Below are 18959 nucleotides of genomic sequence, written 5' to 3'. Positions count from 1 at the left end.
AATTGACCTGAGAGGGGACATTCGAATGTACTCACAGAAGAGCCAGCTACCATATACGTTTGTTGCCCACGATGAACATGATGAGCGGCATCAAGGAGCAATAACCTTCCCAATTTATCAGAACACCTTATTCTCCTTTGCTAGGAGTGATGAGCCAGGAGCATTCAAGTATAGTCGAATGGGAAATCCAACGGTTCAAGAATTAGAAAAAAGATTAGCTGTACTGGAAAAGGGAGAGAAAGCTCAGTGCTTTGCTTCTGGTATGGCTGCGATATCGGCAGCTATATTATCTACTGTACGGGCTGGTGATCATGTCATTTGCATCGATCAGGTGTATTTTGGCACTAGAGAGTTTCTAGAGTTTTTTTTAGCTCGGTACGGTGTGGAAGTCACTTATGTAGATGGCACGTCTGTAGATACAATAAAGGAAGCTATTCGTGACAATACAACTTTAATCTATCTAGAGAGTCCGACTAGTTATTATTTTCAGCTACAGGATCTGACTGAATGTGTACGATTGGCAAGAGCACGTAATATTACAACGATTATCGATAATACATGGGCATCACCTTGCTATCAAAATCCGCTCCCAATGGGTATTGATCTAGTTGTTCACTCGTTGACGAAATATGTTGGTGGCCACAGCGATGTTCTTGGTGGTGCTATTATAGGGTCGGCAGAGCTAATTGATAACTTAAGTCGCATTGACCATCAGCTTTTGGGAGGAATAATGACACCACATACCGCTTCATTGATGCTGCGGGGAATGAGAACTCTTCCATTACGGATGGAGCGATTGAGTAAGTCAGCGAATGCAATAGCGGAATACATCGATACGATTCCTTGTATTCGCAAAGTTAATTTCCCAGGTCTGTCTACGCATCCCCAGCATGAGTTAGCCAGTTCGCAAATGAGTGGCAGCGGCAGCTTAATGTCCATTGAGTTGAAGGGTACGCTGGAACAAGCTAAAGCTTGGGTTGATCAGCTTCGTTATTTTAGAATAGGACTTAGCTTTGGGGGTTACGAAAGTCTCGTTCTAGTCGTCGGCTTAGTTCCAGATACGTTGCAAGATAATCCAGTTACCTTAATTCGATTGAATATCGGGCTAGAGGATCCGGTTGATTTGATCGAAGATTTGAGCAGTATTCATCAATTCTTTCCGCTGAATATGAGGCATGACAAATTTGGGTGATGGAGGAGGAAGTCTCAAAGTATAAGTTTCTGGGGGGAGCTGAAGGCTTCCCCTATTTAACTTTTTTGTTAGATGAGGGACGGACATATGGTACGCTAATTAGCTCAAAACGAGCATTTTGAGATGTAGGCGGACATACGATGAGCTATTGATAGTATAGGGTTGAAAATTCACTAATGAACGAGCGAATAAGGACGACTATGTCCGCGAAAACTTGATATAAGCGGAAATCGAAGGAATAACGTTTGTACGGTCCGCTAGTTTCGCGGATCGGTTCGCAACAAGCAGACTTTGATAGCGAGGTGATATAGGTAACATCGAATGCTGCTTGAAAACGACTGGAACTACACGGGTACGAGAGCTATCCCATCAGCTACTCTTTTTCATGAGTCTATTGAACAACGGCAAAGAAAGCCTGGCCCTGAGTGGTGGCCACAATATGAGGAAAAATTTTTGTTGGAGCTGCAATCTGTTGTCAAAATTAATGCGCTAAGAGAAGTGTATAAGCGATTATTAAGAGGTGAAAATCTGGTACTCGTCTGTTTTTTTTACATATCCTCGTATATCCTTTCAAGTTTCGATTAAGGGAGCTGATGAAATGAATTATAAAATTGTTGAGAAAGAAGCATTTTCTATTTTTGGAGTTGAAGCCATTGTTACTACTGAAAATGGAGAAAATCTTAAAGAGATCCCTGAAATATGGAATAGAGCCTTTGCTGAAGGTACAATTGACCGGATCCTTTGCATGTATGATGACATGAAGTTATAATGAGATACAAGGAAAAGTAGATAGTTGCTGAACCTCAGCTTAGCACTAGGCGTTCAAATATTTCGAAGTAAAGAGCTTTCGTAATATGATCGAATACAGACCGCGTACCTTGGAGCAAGGGGCGGTCTTTTTTGTGGTTTTGCAGCTGATAGAGAAATACAACTATATTTTAAGGAGGGAAATGTTGATGTTTAGAGCTTATTTATGGCTAACGTTATGCGTAATCATATGGGGAAGTAATTTCGTGTTTGGAAAGATTTTAGTAGAAGATTTCTCTCCATCTTTGTTAACATCGTTAAGACTTTTATTTATTGTCATATTTTTAATTGGATTATCGTCTTATAAGAAAGGTTTCCGACGAGTCAATAAAAAAGACTTACTTTCAATTTTATTATTAGGTGTTATCGGTGTGTTTATCAATCAATGGTCCTTTTTTGCTGGTTTACAAACTGCTGATCCGACAACATCGGCGTTAATATTAGCAACGACACCTATTTTAACAGGCTTTTTGGCAGCCGTTTTCTTGAAAGAAAAACTTACGATACGAATGCTGCTAGGCTCCATTGTTGCTATTCTAGGTATTTATTTTGTTGTAGCAAAAGGTAGCTTATCTTCTGTGCATTTGGATAAAGGGTTACTGTGGATTGTTGTAACGATGGTAACTTTTGCAATTATGATTGTTATAACGAGAGTACTGTCGCAAAGAGTGGATCCATTAACGATTACTTTATATTCGAATGTAGTAGGATTTATTGTCTCTATACCATTTGTATTTTTACTGGATACTCCTATACGAATGAGTACTGATAGTTATGATTGGGCTCTGCTAATCGGAACAGCCATAGTTGTACACGGTATAGCAGCACTTATTTGGAATAACAATATACGACATGTTGATGCCTCGAAAGCTTCGATGCTATCTAATTTAGAGCCTTTTGTAGCAATGATTATGGGATTGATCTTATTGTATAAACCAATCGCTGGAGTAGAAATATTAGGCTCCTTGTTCATTATTAGCGGAGTTGTGTTATCTACGTATCAGCGAAAAAAGCACTTCGGCTAATATTGAAGCAACGCGGGAAGCTTGATCAGCATCGAATATGAAGCAACGAGCTCTATTATAATACAAAGGGATATATATAAAGTCTAAGTAGCGACTTTGTACATATCCCTTCATTTTGTAAAGACTTAATAATTCAACGCAATATCCTTTTTCTTATTAACGATGATATATGCAGCAAATAGTAGTAGTAAAATTCCGGTAAATATAAAACCTTCGATTATAGATAAAGGCAGCCAGCCTAATACGGAAGAGCCAGCAACAACACCTAGTGAGAAAGCGGCATAGAAATAGCCGTAAGCTTTTCCGCGAAGCTCCGCTGGGGTAGCTTTAATGAGCATCGTATTAATAGATGGGAACAATAACGCAAAGCCTATGCCATATAGAGCTAATACGCCATGAAGTGCTAGCGTCGTCGTTGATTGGCTAATAAGTAGCTGACTTACCCCCATAAGGCAAATTCCAATTGCCATCGTAATAGATGGGGCAATCCGATCGAAAATTCGATTAGTCGGCAGTACAAAGATTAGTACAGCAATAATTCCGAATGTACTCAGCAATGTACCACTTAATCTTGAATCATATCCGAGTGTTTGCACATGTAATGGAAGTAAATAAGCGATTACGCCTTGTGAGAACATTAAGAAAAAAGCTCCTAAATAAGCTTTTAATACTCCTGCATTGAACATTGAGCCAGATACCTGCACACTAGTCTCAGCTTTATCTTTTTTAGTTAATTTATAATTCCGAAGAAAAATAATTGATAGTATCGCTAGTAAAAGGCCTAGTATAGCTACGCATGTAAACACGAACGGAACGGATTTTTTGCTTGCTACTATACCACTGAAAGCTGGACCGATGATGGCAGCTAGTCCGACAAATGTACCGGTAAAGGCTACTTTTTTTCCTTGTTGTCCATTGATCGCAGTATTGGCCGAGAAAGTGAACGCAGCAGGAACAATGAGACCAGCGACAAAGCCATGAATAATTCGTACAATAATTAATAATGCAGGCGAATCGACGAATTGATAAAGCAGTAAAGCAATGCTTGTTAAGAGCAAACCAATCATCATTATTTTGAAGGGACCAACTTTATCGGTCAAAACTCCAGATAAAATATTTCCGAATGTATTGGTCAAAGAGTATAGCCCTACGATAAATCCGACAAGAAACGTACTAGCGCCAACCGAGGCAGCAAAGGTACTCATGACGGGAAGCTGGGCGAACAAATCAATAAAAGAAAAGAATACAATACTATAGACGATTAACGCATAGTTGAATGGCTTTACACTATATTTTACTTGTGCTTGTTTGAGCTTCCATTCCAGTATAAAGTTAGCGAATGGTATAAAGGCTGCCACCATTGCAGCAGCAGGCCAAAGCAAGCTCCACTGCACTCGAATGACAGTCAGTAAAATAGCTAGTAAATATAATACAAAAATCCCACCGTGAATACTGCCCATAATCGTCACTGCTTGGTCTATTCCCCAAATGTATTTCAAGGGCATAGCGATACCTAATAATATAAGTAATGAAATACCGTCTAGCAGACCAGTTATACGTAAAAAGTAAATCGGATGTACTTTCACTTGATATGCTCCTAATATATATTAAACTACAACTTCTATTCTAACATTGGATGATGGCTGTAGAATAGAGAAGATTGCAGATCTTTAAGAACATACTCTGAACATAATTTGAACTTATGATGAACGATATCAATCTGTAACGTACTAGTTCAATGAAGGAATATGGGAGCGTAGACTCTATTCGTCTAATTAATCATAGGAATGTTATTAGATTTTTTACTGTAACAAGAATACTTCTTACTGATCTTATATTTGGAACATGCTTTTCCGGTCTCATCGTAGATATCTTTACCAATAGTCAGTATTATACTTCGATCCTCATCTCCGCTTACATTTTTAACATATAGCTTGTTGTTCTCTGTCCAATCGATACTGAATTTTGATTTTGCATCACTATAATATACGGTACTCTCAACATTGTTTTCAGTGTGAGAAATAATGTTTACATAAACATTTACACCACCAGCAGCTCCACCGTAATAATGAAAATATACCTGGGCAGTATAGTCTCCAGAAGGTGAGACCAACTCGGTATCTTTAATTCCTTTATCAAAATTAAACTCGTAGCTAAGATTTTTATAAACTAGAAATGAGAAAATAAAAACTAATCCGATGAAAATAACAACAACTGTCTTTTTCATTTATACCATCACCTTTCAGGAAAATTTGAATTCTTAGCTTAATAATAATATAGATTCATGAAAAAATGATAGAAAGAGCGCATGATGGTTAAACCGAAATTGTCGGTATGTTCCTTTTACAAAAATCAAAATTCAGAACTATTTTATCTCGATTCTAAAGCAGCTTATTTTGACAATATTACTTCTCAACAACCCAAAAAAAATTAACAAAGGGTTGTTGAGCTTCTTCTAGTGGAATAAGAGTTTTGTTAGACACGGCATAATGTAACAATAACTAACTGTGCTTCAAGATACGTTCTGCAAGTGCAGGGGAAATACGATTAATTATTATTAGCCATTTCACTTTGCCAATCGGAATTTCCAATCGATCTTTCTTGAAAAATGTAAGGAATTGAGCTGCAAGCTGATCTGGTGAAATTTTGTTAGATTCTCTGCCTTTTGTCATATTGGTATCGACAACAGGTGGAATAATCTCAAATACTTTTATATTCGTATGTTCTAGCTGATAACGCAATGCTTTAGTGAAGATATGCAGTCCTGCCTTCGTTGCGCAGTATATGGGGGCGGATTTTTTCGGGACGAGCGCTAATCCGGAGGTTATATTAACGACTGCGGCTTCACTCTGCGAAGCAAGTAGCGGAAGTAGCTGCGAGGTTAGTTTAATGGGAGCATTCAAATTAATAGCTATTTCTTCGTCCACTTGCTGGGAAGTATGAGTACCATCTATAGCAGCATAATTATATTGGATACCTGCATTGTTAATAATAATATTGAGCTTAGGATGGTTGTGTTGCAGTTGGTCGATGAGCAACTGCAAATCCGCCTCTATTCCAACATTACAAACATAAGTCGTGATGCTCGGATATTGTAATTGTAATTGAATCAACTTATGTTCATCTCTGCCGACTACGATAAGCTCGTTATTATATTGAATAAATTGTTCTGTTAACGCTCGCCCAATGCCAGAGGCACCACCGGTTATTAAAATAGTATGACCTGTAAGCTTCAAAAAAATCTCCCCTTTCTCTACTCAAATGTAGAGGATAGAGGAGTTTTTTTCATTAACCTATGTTAATTTTCCGAGGATTCAACTTAACGCGACAGGAGCCATTCCGAGATAGGATACGCTTTAACCTACAAACATAGTAGACGATGTACCTTTAATACCGAGCTTTATACTGAATAGCCCACCAGCATTTGGTTGTTTTATCAGTTCTTCCTCACTAAGCCCAACACGAGCGGTAGTAATATATAAAGTGTCCAGTTCAGTTCCGCCAAATGCGCAAGAAGTAACTTGGGAAGCGGGAACAGCAACAGATTGCAGTAATTGTCCGTTCAGAGGATTCCATCTTGTCACGCACCAGCCACCCCAATGTGCAACCCATAGCATTCCTTCAGCATCGATAGTCATACCGTCGGGAGAGCCAGGCTGATCTCCGATATCTACGACAACTCGTCGATTACTTATATGCCCAGTATCTAGATTATAGTCAAACGCAACTACTTTTCTCGTTGGTGTATCGATAAAGTACATTGTATTGCCTTCGGCAGACCAAGCTAGTCCATTGGAGATGCTGACATCTGTTAGCAGCGTCTCAACATTGTGTGCGCTATTCATACTATAAAGTGAACCTTTGGCTTGTTGATTAGACAGAGACATCGTACCTGCTAGATAACGACCTCTAGGGTCACATTTACCATCATTGAATCGATTATCTGTTAAATTAGCTTCCACTTCAGCTAGAAGCGTTAATTTTTTTGTTGCTAGATCATAGCTATAGAAACCATCCTGTAGCGTTAATACGATACCGCCTGATTGTCTTGGAGCAAGAGAACTGATATAGGGCTCGATCGTAATCATTTCATCATCCTGCGGCTGATCGGGATGATGGATATGTAAGCGATGTCCTAAAATATCAAGCCAATATAGCTGGTTCGTTGCTGTATTCCAAACAGGTCCTTCTCCAAGTGATGCCTTCGCATCGCATACTAAAGCAACATTCGTCGACGTGCTCATTAATAACCCCTCATTTCAATTATAAAGTTATATGTACATCCAATTGTGCAATAGATTGAATGAACATACAATACCAACCACGTTTTATGTTTATTTCAAATTATTGGAACAAAAACAAATGCTGCATCGTCTAATTTATGTATTCTGCAATAGGTTTGGCTTTCGAAGCAGCTTTGAATTGCTGGGTAATCATTTGAAAGATGTAGGAGGGATAGTTTTGCAATTATTTAGAAGTAATAAATTTTGGTGGATGCTTGCGATTTCTATTGTTTTATGTGGTTGCATAGTGTGGATCGTCATACAAAATGATCAGAGTAAATTAGTGAGCGATGAAGCTGAGCTTGGAGCAACACCGACAGTTGTTCTTACTGATAATAATGAGCAGTTGGACGAAGATGCTACTAACGGGCCAACGGAGGTAGCTGACACTACTACACCGACGCCAGCAGATGAGTTTGCAGCGCAATATTTAACAGGTCCACTTAAGGATGACCCATCTTATGATTCAGAGAAGATTGAGTCAATTACTGTACAGTATGGAAATGATCAACCGTTCACCTTACCTAGAAATAGAGAGTATGTCATCCTCCAATACTTGTATCGGCTGGATTTAGCAATTGCTAAGGCAGAGGATCAAACGATATTAGATGATAATATTATGATCCATATTAATAGCGCCGATAAAGTGATTGCCGTCCCGTACAACATTACCCAAAATACGTTCCAGCTAGGTGAGGAACTGTACTATGCTAGTGATGAAGTGGCAAAGCTGATGTATGGACAGTTCAGGCAAGATTCACAATTAGCGATGATAGATCGAATTTACGCTGTTGCGGGGGAAGAGTCTAGAGAAAGTGAAGCCAGAGTCGATGAAAGCTTTCGATATGATTTTGATCAATTAAAGATCGATAATATGGATTTCCATGGGTGGAATAAGTATTTAATGGAGACTGCTCACAATGTTAATATCGCTAACTATTATGATGATGGAACGTATACAGTTTCTAGCATTAGATATTACGAAGATATTGCAATCGTATCACAGCGTGAAGTTTTGTTTACATCAGATAGCGTAGCAACAAAGGATGGCATTAAGATTGGACTAACGAAAGAAGAGGTGCTGACAACACTCGGCAAATCGAATTTGGAACGCGAATCTAAATGGAGCTACATTATCGGCGACTATTTGAAATTCCATCTTTATTTTGAAGATAATAAAGTGGTGTTTATTGGTCTTACATTGCCGCTGTAAATTTTTTCCGAGATTAGCCGATAACATTGGTATCAATTGGAATATTACAAATGCGAAACTAATATGATGAGGTGAAACTATGTGGATCGCAAATTCAACAGAGAAGCATACGAAGCTAGACATGGTTAATGTCGTTAAAAATAAGTATACAGCAAAGGAAACAGGGAAAAGTCAAGCAGCGAGCAAGGAAAGTGGATTAGGCAGTGAAGAGGCGGCGACGCTAATTATTTCTGACGCAGCTAGAGATATTTGGAATAATGGAAAGATAGCAGATAACGATAAGCAGCCAAAAGATAGTATGGAGGCATACGCTGAGTTAGTGCAGGGGTTAAAACAAGCAAAGGAAGCGGGCGACGGAGCGGCAGATAGCTTTAAAACGATGGCGAAATGTATTGCGATTGCGATGCGTATCGTTCAGGGTGATAACGTGCCTTCAAGTGATGTACAATTCCTTGCAGAAAATGATCCTGATCTATTTTCGATGGCGATCAATATGCGCATGGTTAAGGAAGACCCAGAAGATTGGAAAAGTGTATTAGAGGATGAAGAGGAAAATTCTGAACAGATAACTACAGATGCAGGACCACCAGTACAAGCAGAAGATAACACATCTGAAGCTGGAGAACCAGAATCGACATAGGCTTGAATATTTTGTTACGAGTAGCTCCATGGACATCGTATTTACTGTCTATGGAGCATTTTTTTGTGAATGATAGTTACTTGATAAGCTCAATAAAAACACTTGCTGCACTCGAAAGTGGCAGATTACGCATAATCATTAAGCCTACTTGAGATGGAGGTAGGTGCACATCTAATTGTATCTCAAATAGTGATCCATCTTCTAGCTCCTTCGAAACGAATTCCCTCGTTACATAAGATATGCCAATTCCTTTACGGGCAAACTCGATTAAGAGATCGACACTTCCCACTTCGATCGCTGGTTTGAGCTCATAGCCGTACCCTTGCATTAATTCGGTAATCGCCATTCGTGCCCGACTATTTCGTGAAAATAGAATAAGCGGGTATTGAATAAGCTTATCTAGTGAAAGTACGACATCCTTAAGCTCAGCATAACTAGCACCCGCCACAAAGCAATCCTGTAGCTGAATCCCTTCCTTAAGCTCCAGCTGTGGATCGACGATTGGCATGCGGACAACGCCTAAGTCGATTTTTCCTTCTTTCAGAAATGCAATAATTTCTGGTGTCGTTCCATGAATCAAATGGAGCTTAATAGCAGGGTGATCACGGTGGAATTGTTCTAAATAAGCGAGTAGATAATGTTTGAACAAAGAATCACTTCCGCCAATTCTTAATTCTCCACTCTCCAAATTTTTCAGTGCAGCTAATTTTTCTTCTGCTAATGTAATTAGAATTTGAGATTGTTCAATATAAGAATAAAGGACGCTACCTTCTGAAGTCAGCGTAACCCCTTTAGAAGTTCGATAAAACAAAGTCATCCCAAAGCTATCTTCAAGCTGTTTGATTGCATGACTAACGCTAGGTTGTGTAATATATAGCAGCTTACCAGCTTTAGTAAAGCTACCTGTTTTCGCAGCCCAGTAGAAAACTTTATACAGCTCATAATTGGTCATAGACATGGTCTATAGCTCCTGTCCGATATATTGATTACTTGTATAGGTGTTATTTGTATTATAATTGAACAAATAGAGAGAAGCTAGTAGACAATGCATTTCATAGATAACGTTTGGAAGGAAAGATAATTATGGAAGCAACAACGTTTGTATTGTTTGGAGCAACAGGCGATTTAGCGAAAAGAAAAATCTACCCTGCCTTATATAATTTATATATCGATCAGAAGTTACCACAATCGTTCGCGGTTGTAGGACTTGGGCGAAGAGAATTTTCAGATGAAGTATTTCAAGCAAGTGTAGAGAAATCAGTACGTGATTTTTCGCGGCGTGAAGTGAATGACGATGCAGTGATGAATAGCTTCTTGCAAGCATTCCGCTATTCTGCGTTAGATATCGGTCATACAGAAGACTATACAAAGCTATTGCAGCTTATCGAGCAGCAGGAAATTAGCATGGGCAGCTCGCCTAACCGAATGTTCTATCTTTCTGTTGGGCCTGAGTTTTTCGAGACCATTGCCTCTAACATTAAAGAGAGTGGACTTGGAGCAACAAAAGGTTGGAAACGTCTATTGATTGAAAAGCCTTTTGGTCATGATTTGCAATCTGCTCAGCATTTGAACAAGCAGCTAAGCGCTTCATTTGCCGAGAATGAAATTTATCGAATTGACCACTATCTAGGTAAGCCAATGATTCAGAAGCTTGAAGTTTTGCAGCAGACGAATCCAGTGCTGCAAGCGCTATGGTCCAATCGCTATATTTCTAACGTACAGATTACAGCCAGTGAAACGGTTGGTGTGGAAGAACGGGCAGGCTACTACGATCATGTCGGTGCCATAAGAGATATGTTCCAAAACCATATGCTGCAAATATTAATGATGTTAACATTACATCTTCCGCAGAACAGTACTTCAGAAGTCGTGCGCTTTAAGAAGAAGACGATTATGGAGTCGCTAGAGCCTTTGTACAAAGAGAATGTCAAATCTCATGTGATTCGTGGTCAATATACGGAAGGTTCGATTGCGGGCGCACCAGTCGTTGGTTATACTGCTGAACCGGGTATTGCTGCGACATCAATGAATGATACGTTTATTGCTGCAAGACTTGAAATTGATGATTCATTCTGGCGTGGCGTTCCTTTCTATATTAGAACAGGCAAACGGATGAATGAAAAAATCACTCGGATCGTCATTGAATTTAAGGAAGCATTGCAACAAAGTACAACAGCCACAAAAGAGAAACAAGTTGCCAATTTGTTAATTTTTGAAATTAGCCCGAATGAAGGAATTACATTCCAGTTGAATTCCAGAGATCCGCAAAACAAAGAGCAATTCACACCGATTCATATTGATTTCCATTCGAGCAGTGACGATGTCCCGGAAGCTTATGAGAATTTGATTCACGATGCTTTCCACGGCGACGCTACATTTTTTGCTCATTGGGATGAAGTTGAATTGTCTTGGAAATGGGTTCAACCTATTTTGAATGCATTCCAAGAAAATCTTGTACCACTTACGTTTTATTCAGCGGGTTCTAACGGTCCAGTCGAGTCCGACGAGCTACTAGCTAGAGACGGCAATCACTGGTGGTTAGATTCCGAAGCTGAACCTATAATAAGTACTGAACCAAAAATAGAAGAAACAAAAGGAGAACAATATGTCTACACAAACCATTGATCAACTATCTATCGACACTATTCGTACTTTATCTATCGACGCGATTAACGCTGCAAACTCAGGTCACCCAGGTCTTCCGATGGGAGCTGCACCAATGGCGTACGCGCTTTGGGCCAAGCAAATGAATCACAATCCTGGTCATTCGAAATGGTTCAACCGCGATCGTTTCGTACTTTCAGCAGGTCATGGATCAGCGCTACTTTACAGCTTATTACATGTATCTGGCTACGAAGTTTCTATCGATGATTTGAAGCAATTCCGTAAAATGAACAGTAAAACTCCAGGTCACCCTGAATTCGGTCATACAGATGGGGTAGATGCTACAACTGGACCACTAGGTCAAGGTATTGCGATGGCAGTTGGTATGGCAATGGCTGAAGCTCATCTCGCTGCGAAATTCAACAAGGAACAATTCCCAGTCGTTGATCATTACACTTATGCACTAGTTGGTGATGGTTGCTTGATGGAAGGGATTTCTTACGAAGCAATGTCCATGGCAGGTCATATGAAGCTTGATAAATTAATCGTGCTATACGATTCTAACGATATTTCATTAGATGGAGATCTAAATCTTTCCTTCGGCGAAAATATGCAAAAGCGTACGGAATCAGCACAATGGCAATATTTGCGAGTAGAAGATGGTAATGATGTTGCAGCTATTACAAAAGCTATTGAAGAAGCGAAAGCTAATACAACACAACCGACATTGATCGAGGTTCGTACGATTATCGGTTATGGTAGTAAAAAAGTTCAAGGTACGAACAAAGCTCACGGTAATCCACTAGGTAAAGATGAAGCTATTGCAACGAAAGCTGTATATGGCTGGGATCATGATGAATTCACAGTACCAGCAGAAGTGAAAGCACATTATGAAGCACTGAAGCAACAAGGCGCTGTCAAAGAACAACAATGGAATGAACTATTAGCAGCTTACACAGCGCAATATGCTGAGTTAGGCCAACAGCTTTCTAAAGTTATTGATGGTAAAGTAGTTATCGATCCATCTGACATTATTACGTTTGACTCATCTCAAACGGTTTCAACTCGTATTGCAAGTGGTAAAGCAATTAATCACTTTATCCAATCTGTACCGTCAATATTTGGTGGTAGTGCCGATCTATCAGGCTCTACAATGACTGATATTAATGGTGAGCCAATCTTTGCAGTTGATTCATATGCTGGTCGTAATGTGTACTTCGGTGTTCGTGAGCATGCGATGGGTGCAGCAGGAAATGGTATGGCATTACATGGCGGAGTGAAGCCATTCGTAAGTACGTTCTTCGTATTTAGCGATTATCTACGTCCAGCTATTCGCTTGGCAGCACTACAAAAATTACCTGTAACGTATGTATTTACACATGACTCCATTGCAGTTGGTGAAGACGGTCCTACGCATGAGCCAATCGAGCAATTAGCAGCACTTCGTACCATTCCAGGACTAACTGTTATTCGTCCTTCGGATGCAAACGAAACAGCGAGTGCTTGGGCTTATGCATTACAACAACAGGATGGTCCAGTTGCGCTAATTCTTAGCCGTCAAAATCTACCTGTATATGAAGCAACAAAAGCAAATATTGCTGATGTAGCTAAAGGAGCTTATGTGCTAGCTGAAACAAATGCAACGCCTGATGTTATTCTTATTGCTACAGGCTCTGAAGTATCTCTGGCTGTAAGTGCTAAAGATGAACTAGAAGGTGCTAACGTATCTGTTCGTGTCGTTGCAATGCCAAGCAGAGAGTTATTCAATGCTCAATCTGATGCATATAAAGAATCAATTCTGCCTGCTGCAGTAACAAATCGTGTAGCTATTGAAGCCGGTATTTCTCTAGGCTGGGAGCGTTATACAGGAGCTAATGGTCGTATCATCTCCATTGATACTTTCGGTGCTTCAGGTCCTGGTACAGAAGTTATGGAATATTTCGGATTCTCAACAAGCAATGTTGTTTCTGTAGCTCAGCAATTATTGAATAAATAATAAACATTCATTGGGGGTAATTTATTATGAAATTTTTCATTGACACAGCAAACGTGGAAGACATCAAGAAGGCACATAAAATCGGAATTATCTCTGGAGTAACGACGAATCCATCGCTTGTTGCCAAAGAAGGTGTTAAATTCGAAGATCGTATCGAAGAGATTTTGCAAGCTGTACCTGATGTTGAATCTGTCTCTGCTGAAGTTACTCCTGATGCTGTTACAGCTGAAGAAATGATATCCCAAGCAAATGAATTAATCAAAATTAATAACAATGATCCAAATGTAACAATCAAGTTACCAATGACGCTTGCAGGTCTTGAAGCTTGCCGTTACTTGACGCAAAAAGGCGTGAAAACAAACGTTACTCTAGTCTTCACAGTGAACCAAGCATTATTGGCTGCTCGTGCTGGCGCTACGTATGTATCACCGTTTTTAGGCCGATTGGATGATATATCAGAGGATGGCGTGCAATTGATTGTCAAAGTTGCTGAATTATTCCGCATTCATAACTTAGATGCTCAAATCATTGCGGCATCTGTACGTCACCCAGACCATGTTACTCGTGTAGCGATGGCAGGTGCTCATATTGCGACTGTTCCATTCAGCGTGATCGAGCAAATCTCCAAACATCCGCTTACGGATCAAGGGATGGAAAAGTTCGCTGCTGACTGGAAAAACACAGTGAAGTAATAAGGTAAAACGGAGGGGCTGTTCCAAAAGTCATTGAGAAATGACGCTGGAACAGCCCCTTTTTGTCATTAAAATAGTTTATTTCTAACTAATAAGGCCGCTCCTGTGGCAACGGCGTCTTCTAACAATATCCCTTCAATAAACTGTACCTTGTAGGCAGATGAATTATACGTATATTTATGTGCTATGCTTGCTACAATATCAGAATAAGGCTTGAAAGCGGAGATAAGCGCCCCACCAATAATTACTTTATTTGGCTGAAAAGTATTAATGAGATTAGCTATACCTATACCCAAATATACTGCCGATTGATTGAATAATTCGGTTACGAGTTCATTGTTATTTCTCAGCTCTCTAATTAAGAAATCAAAATCAATATTCGATTCCGCTATAGTGTTTCGATCTTCTTGCTTAAATCCTGTTCTACCCAATCGATATTGTACTTTATACTGTTCAACTAATGCGGGAATCGATACATAGTTCTCAAGCGCTCCAGCGCGAGCCTGCTTTAAGATCGGTTGATCCCCAGCTTTAATGATCATTTCACCAAATGCACCTTCACGATCATATATACCTTGCACAAGTCTCCCACCTGAGATCATCGCCGAACGTAATCCAACCCCTGCGCTAATATAGAGCAGGTGATCTGCTTCAATATTTTGCTTGCGAAAGGAAAATTGTTCTCCGATCGCGGCACAATCTGTACCATTATCTAAAAAGGTAGGTAATCCTGTCATTTTTTCTATTAAAGTTGTAATCTCTAGTCGGTTCCAGCCCTCCGCTGGAAAATGAACAGGGTCGATAATAACTCCACTATTGCGATCAAGCGGACCGATCGAGCCAATCCCAACCCCAATAATATGATTTTTCGTAATTTGATGATCCTTGCAGTATGTAAGAATGGTTTGATAAACAGTATCAATAAATACATTGGGCTTCATGGAGCTATCCATTCTCCATCTTGTTAATGATTTGGCATTCAACGTCAAATCAAATAAACCGACCGTGGCATAAAAGCGAGAGATCTCTATACCAACGATATAACAATAGTTACTATTAACATTATATAGTAGCGGTCTACGACCACCTTTAGAAGGCCCAAAGCCTGATTGGATAATAACGCCATGTTCAATCATTTCCTGTATTAATCTACCTGCAGTAGAGCTGGAAAGATTTAATGATTGTTGAATGTCTTCTTTAGAGCTATCTAATCGTTGTGATATATAATGAAAAATACTACTTTTCACACTAGTTAAAGTAGGGTGATTCGTATCCATAAACTAACCTCAATTCACTAGTATTAATATAGGAATTATATCCTATTGTCATTATAACGAAAATCTAAAATATTAAAAATATACATTTTATGCTCTGTTCTTAATCCCAAAATAGGATAAAGGTGATATGATGTATGTAGTGACATCCTGAATGTAACATAAAGGGGTAGTGAAAATGCAAAAGACTAAGAGGATTAATTCTTTTTGGGAAAAAGAAGTAGAAAGTACGTTGTTTCAAATTTTCATAACATTTCTAAAAATTAGTCCCGTTTCCTTCGGCGGAGGTTATGCATTAATTCCTGTTATTGAAAAGGAAATAGTAGATGAAAAAAAATGGTTGAGCGCTAAGGAGATTTCAGATGTTTTTTCTTTAGCTCAATCTGCTCCCGGAGCAATCGCTCTTAACTCGGCTATTTTTATTGGTTACCGTTTAAAAGGTGGGCTGGGTGCGATTATTGCTTTACTAGGTATTCTTATCCCAACGTTTTTTATTATGATTTTATTTTCTATAGTATTTATATATATGAAGGATATTCCTAAGGTGCAGGCTGCCTTCATGTCGATTAGAACTACAGTATTGGCATTAATTGTCTATGCAGCTATGAAGATGGGGAAAGAGGCACTAGTTGATATTCCGACAATAGTTTTAGCTGCTACGACCGTAATCACCATGTACTTTTTCAACCATATGGTTCATCCCATTGTACTTATTGCTGTTGGTGGTGTGGTCGGCATAATCATCTATTTACTACAAGCATTGAAAGGTGAACACAAGCCATATCAACAAGCTAACTCGCCTTCACAAGACAATTATAGTGACTATATGATCTAACCTGAGGTGCATGATGGACGATATCATTCAATTATTTATTACTTTCTTTATTGTCGGCCTCGTTTCCTTCGGTGGCGGATATTCCATGATTCCATTAATGCAGGCAGAGATTGTTACCCGGCATCAATGGCTTACGCTAGATCAATTTACAGATGTTGTTGCAATATCTGGTATGAGTCCTGGCCCAATTGCTGTTAATATGGCGGTCTCCATTGGTTATATGCATATGGAGCTTCCAGGTGCTATTATTGCCACGATAGGCATCGTATTACCTTCACTGATTAGTGTTGTATTGCTCGCCATCTTCTATAGGGTTATGAAAAATAATAAGTATTGGAACAATGCTTTATACGGTATTCGTGCGATCGTTACTGGCTTTATTGTATTTTCTGCTATTATATTTATTAGAAATAACTCGATGATTTCGACAGATTGGTGGTATACAATAAGTCAAATCGTTATATTTGCCGGCTCCTTTGCAGCAATTGTTTATTTTAAGAAGCATCCTGTCTATGTTATTTGTATTTCGGGTCTTATTGGTGTGGCACTTTACAGCTAATGAAGGGTTGACCTGGGAGAATCGAGAAAATCATCCCAATGAAGTACAATAAGTAGATGAGCTTGAAAGGATAAGGTAGCATCGAAAACATAAGGAAAAGGGGAATTGCTGAAGTTGGCAATTCCCCTTTTCCTATTTATTGAAAAAAATATCTGTGAATAGATGAAGTTGAGAAAGAGATACTATTAAAGTGATCCAAAAATAAATGCTTATGAGGATGTCTTCTTTAATTTTTGCTCCAGTTCACAAACATCAATCCATTTATGAATGGATACAATAACATCTTTTAGGGCGTGCCCACTGGTAGTTAACTCGTATTCAACCTTTTTACAAGATGAATCAATTAAATTTTTATTTATCAATGCTGCTTTTATTAATTCATTAAGTCTCTCTGTTAATAGTCGATCTGAAATCCCAGGAATGCTGGTGAAAATTTCATTATAACGTTTGGGACCTGACATTAAGGTATATAGAATCATTCCCATCCATCTTCTACCAAGAAATTCGATAGTAGTATGAAAATCACTACATGTATGTTGACAATCAGACTGTTTCATTTGAGACCTCCCCGAACATTACTTTCATTAAGTTTAACACATATCCGCCTATGGAACATTTATAATCGCCAAATTAAGCTTAGGAATTACTTTTTTATTGACCGATTAACTTACTTATGGTAAGTTGTTATTATCAACTTACTAATAGTAAGTATAAAGGTGGAAATAACATGACTACAGGAACACAAGCGGATTTATATTCATTAATGCATGATAGAAAATCGGTAAGAGTATATGACTCTGCTGCTACTATTTCAAAAGACGAATTGTCAGAAATGATTAAAGAAGCTACGTCAGCTCCATCATCAAGCAATCTTCAGCCTTGGAGATTTCTAGTTATTCAAGATACAGCTGTGAAAAAAGAATTACGGACAATCGCTAACAACCAAGAACAAGTAGAAACAGCTTCTGCAGTGATCGCGGTATTAGGCGATATTGAAATGTATAAGAAGGTCGAGCAAATTTATACGCAAAATGTAGCAGAAGGGCATATGCCAGAGGCGAGCAAAGATGCTATGATTGCCAGCACAAATCGTTTATATCCTAATGCACCAGATGAAGTAAGAACAAATATTGCTAGCTTTGATGCAGGACTAATCTCTATGCAATTCATGTTGATTGCTAAGGAAAAGGGCTTCGACACTGTTACAATGGGCGGATTTGACAAAGTGAAGTTCGCTGAAAGATTCGAGCTACCTAGCAACATAGTTCCTATCGTGTTAATTGCGATCGGAAAAGCTGCTGGACCAGCATACGGATCATCTCGTTTGCCAATGGATGAAATTTTGAAATTCATCTAAATTATTGATGTACGAATAAATCATAGCTTGTACATTTATATAAAAAGCTGACTCACTTTGGGCAAGTTTAATTGCCCCTATGAGTCAGCTTTTTTTTTCGAATATTACATCAATAAAGCATTAGCAATAAGTTTATCGAATTTTCTAACGTCAATTCCTTTTTTCAAATTCACTTTAATTTTACTAGCCTTCGTCCAAAGTTCTACTTCTGCGTTGAAATCGAATGTTCCCGCATTTTCAGTTGACCACATAACTATTGAAGAATAAGGAAGTGAATAAATTTCAACTTTTTTGCCTGTTAAGCCTTGTGCATCTCTAACGATAAGACGTTTGTTTGTAAATATGGCAGAATCTCTAACCGTCTTATAAGCAGCAACAGCAATTTCACCATTAACTAACAAATTTCTTACATCATCTGGAATCGGACACTCTGCTACAAAAGTCCATGCTAATAATTGATTTGCTTCCAATCAAATGCACCA

19 protein-coding genes are annotated in these 18959 nt (G+C 38.9%); 11 read left to right on the top strand and 8 right to left on the bottom strand.

Annotated features, from left to right (window positions below; genetic code table 11):
* Positions 1-25: 25 nt before the first annotated feature.
* The 3 genes from AC1TO5_RS11675 to AC1TO5_RS11665 all read left to right on the top strand — a co-directional run bounded on the left by AC1TO5_RS11675 (position 26) and on the right by AC1TO5_RS11665 (position 3024).
* Complete coding sequence (locus AC1TO5_RS11675; RefSeq protein WP_482062972.1) at positions 26-1192, top strand: trans-sulfuration enzyme family protein; 1167 nt, start codon at positions 26-28, stop codon at positions 1190-1192.
* Positions 1193-1790: 598 nt separating this feature from the next.
* Entirely contained in the window at positions 1791-1961 is a 171-nt protein-coding gene (locus AC1TO5_RS11670; protein WP_482062971.1) for a GyrI-like domain-containing protein, read from the top strand.
* Positions 1962-2148: 187 nt separating this feature from the next.
* On the top strand, positions 2149-3024 hold the full coding sequence (locus tag AC1TO5_RS11665; protein WP_482062970.1) for a DMT family transporter: 876 nt from the start codon (positions 2149-2151) through the stop codon (positions 3022-3024).
* A gap of 125 nt (positions 3025-3149) precedes the next feature.
* Here the strand turns inward: AC1TO5_RS11665 and AC1TO5_RS11660 are convergent, their stop codons facing one another.
* From AC1TO5_RS11660 to AC1TO5_RS11645, 4 genes are all read right to left on the bottom strand, one after another.
* Complete coding sequence (locus tag AC1TO5_RS11660) at positions 3150-4610, bottom strand: MFS transporter (protein ID WP_482062969.1); 1461 nt, start codon at positions 4608-4610, stop codon at positions 3150-3152.
* A 185-nt stretch (positions 4611-4795) separates the two neighbouring features.
* Complete coding sequence (locus AC1TO5_RS11655; RefSeq protein WP_482062968.1) at positions 4796-5251, bottom strand: DUF5412 family protein; 456 nt, start codon at positions 5249-5251, stop codon at positions 4796-4798.
* A gap of 274 nt (positions 5252-5525) precedes the next feature.
* Positions 5526-6260, bottom strand: a complete 735-nt coding sequence (locus tag AC1TO5_RS11650) for an SDR family oxidoreductase (protein ID WP_482062967.1) — start codon at positions 6258-6260, stop codon at positions 5526-5528.
* 120 nt (positions 6261-6380) lie between these two features.
* Positions 6381-7268 (bottom strand): SMP-30/gluconolactonase/LRE family protein, encoded by an 888-nt coding sequence (locus tag AC1TO5_RS11645; protein WP_482062966.1) that lies wholly within the window; start codon positions 7266-7268, stop codon positions 6381-6383.
* Between the two features lie 217 nt (positions 7269-7485).
* On the opposite strand from AC1TO5_RS11645, the gene AC1TO5_RS11640 reads away from it, so the two are divergent.
* Together AC1TO5_RS11640 and AC1TO5_RS11635 are read left to right on the top strand one after the other, a co-directional pair.
* Positions 7486-8520, top strand: a complete 1035-nt coding sequence (locus AC1TO5_RS11640) for a hypothetical protein (RefSeq protein ID WP_482062965.1) — start codon at positions 7486-7488, stop codon at positions 8518-8520.
* 79 nt (positions 8521-8599) lie between these two features.
* Complete coding sequence (locus AC1TO5_RS11635; protein ID WP_482062964.1) at positions 8600-9160, top strand: hypothetical protein; 561 nt, start codon at positions 8600-8602, stop codon at positions 9158-9160.
* A 76-nt stretch (positions 9161-9236) separates the two neighbouring features.
* Here AC1TO5_RS11635 and AC1TO5_RS11630 read toward each other — a convergent pair whose 3' ends face one another.
* Entirely contained in the window at positions 9237-10118 is an 882-nt protein-coding gene (locus AC1TO5_RS11630) for a LysR family transcriptional regulator (protein ID WP_482062963.1), read from the bottom strand.
* Between the two features lie 125 nt (positions 10119-10243).
* On the opposite strand from AC1TO5_RS11630, the gene zwf reads away from it, so the two are divergent.
* Genes zwf through fsa form a run of 3 tightly spaced genes read left to right on the top strand, consistent with a single transcriptional unit; the run spans position 10244 to position 14452 of the window.
* Positions 10244-11785: a glucose-6-phosphate dehydrogenase gene (zwf, locus tag AC1TO5_RS11625; protein ID WP_482062962.1), complete on the top strand. Its 1542-nt coding sequence runs from the start codon at positions 10244-10246 to the stop codon at positions 11783-11785.
* Positions 11766-13760 carry a transketolase gene (tkt, locus tag AC1TO5_RS11620; RefSeq protein WP_482062961.1) on the top strand — a complete coding sequence of 665 codons (1995 nt, stop codon included), beginning with the start codon at positions 11766-11768 and terminating at the stop codon, positions 13758-13760. Before zwf ends, tkt begins: the two co-directional genes overlap by 20 nt.
* Positions 13761-13786: 26 nt before the next feature.
* The gene (gene fsa, locus AC1TO5_RS11615) at positions 13787-14452 is read left to right on the top strand and encodes a fructose-6-phosphate aldolase (protein WP_482062960.1); all 666 of its coding nucleotides are present in this window, start codon (positions 13787-13789) and stop codon (positions 14450-14452) included.
* A 68-nt stretch (positions 14453-14520) separates the two neighbouring features.
* Here fsa and AC1TO5_RS11610 read toward each other — a convergent pair whose 3' ends face one another.
* Positions 14521-15729 (bottom strand): ROK family protein, encoded by a 1209-nt coding sequence (locus AC1TO5_RS11610; RefSeq protein WP_482062959.1) that lies wholly within the window; start codon positions 15727-15729, stop codon positions 14521-14523.
* A gap of 175 nt (positions 15730-15904) precedes the next feature.
* Between AC1TO5_RS11610 and AC1TO5_RS11605 the strand changes: the two genes are divergently transcribed.
* Entirely contained in the window at positions 15905-16561 is a 657-nt protein-coding gene (locus AC1TO5_RS11605) for a chromate transporter (RefSeq protein ID WP_482062958.1), read from the top strand.
* Positions 16562-16571: 10 nt separating this feature from the next.
* Positions 16572-17120: a chromate transporter gene (locus tag AC1TO5_RS11600; RefSeq protein ID WP_482062957.1), complete on the top strand. Its 549-nt coding sequence runs from the start codon at positions 16572-16574 to the stop codon at positions 17118-17120.
* A 209-nt stretch (positions 17121-17329) separates the two neighbouring features.
* Here AC1TO5_RS11600 and AC1TO5_RS11595 read toward each other — a convergent pair whose 3' ends face one another.
* A complete protein-coding gene (locus AC1TO5_RS11595) occupies positions 17330-17677 on the bottom strand; it encodes a winged helix-turn-helix transcriptional regulator (RefSeq protein WP_482062956.1) in 348 nt (115 codons plus the stop codon).
* Between the two features lie 170 nt (positions 17678-17847).
* On the opposite strand from AC1TO5_RS11595, the gene AC1TO5_RS11590 reads away from it, so the two are divergent.
* Positions 17848-18477, top strand: a complete 630-nt coding sequence (locus AC1TO5_RS11590; protein WP_482062955.1) for a nitroreductase family protein — start codon at positions 17848-17850, stop codon at positions 18475-18477.
* A gap of 104 nt (positions 18478-18581) precedes the next feature.
* Here the strand turns inward: AC1TO5_RS11590 and AC1TO5_RS11585 are convergent, their stop codons facing one another.
* The gene (locus tag AC1TO5_RS11585) at positions 18582-18947 is read right to left on the bottom strand and encodes a PH domain-containing protein (protein ID WP_482062954.1); all 366 of its coding nucleotides are present in this window, start codon (positions 18945-18947) and stop codon (positions 18582-18584) included.
* Positions 18948-18959: the final 12 nt, after the last annotated feature.

Source organism: Paenibacillus sp. Y930, from assembly GCF_056786375.1.
This window is presented reverse-complemented; position numbering and strand designations above follow the sequence as displayed.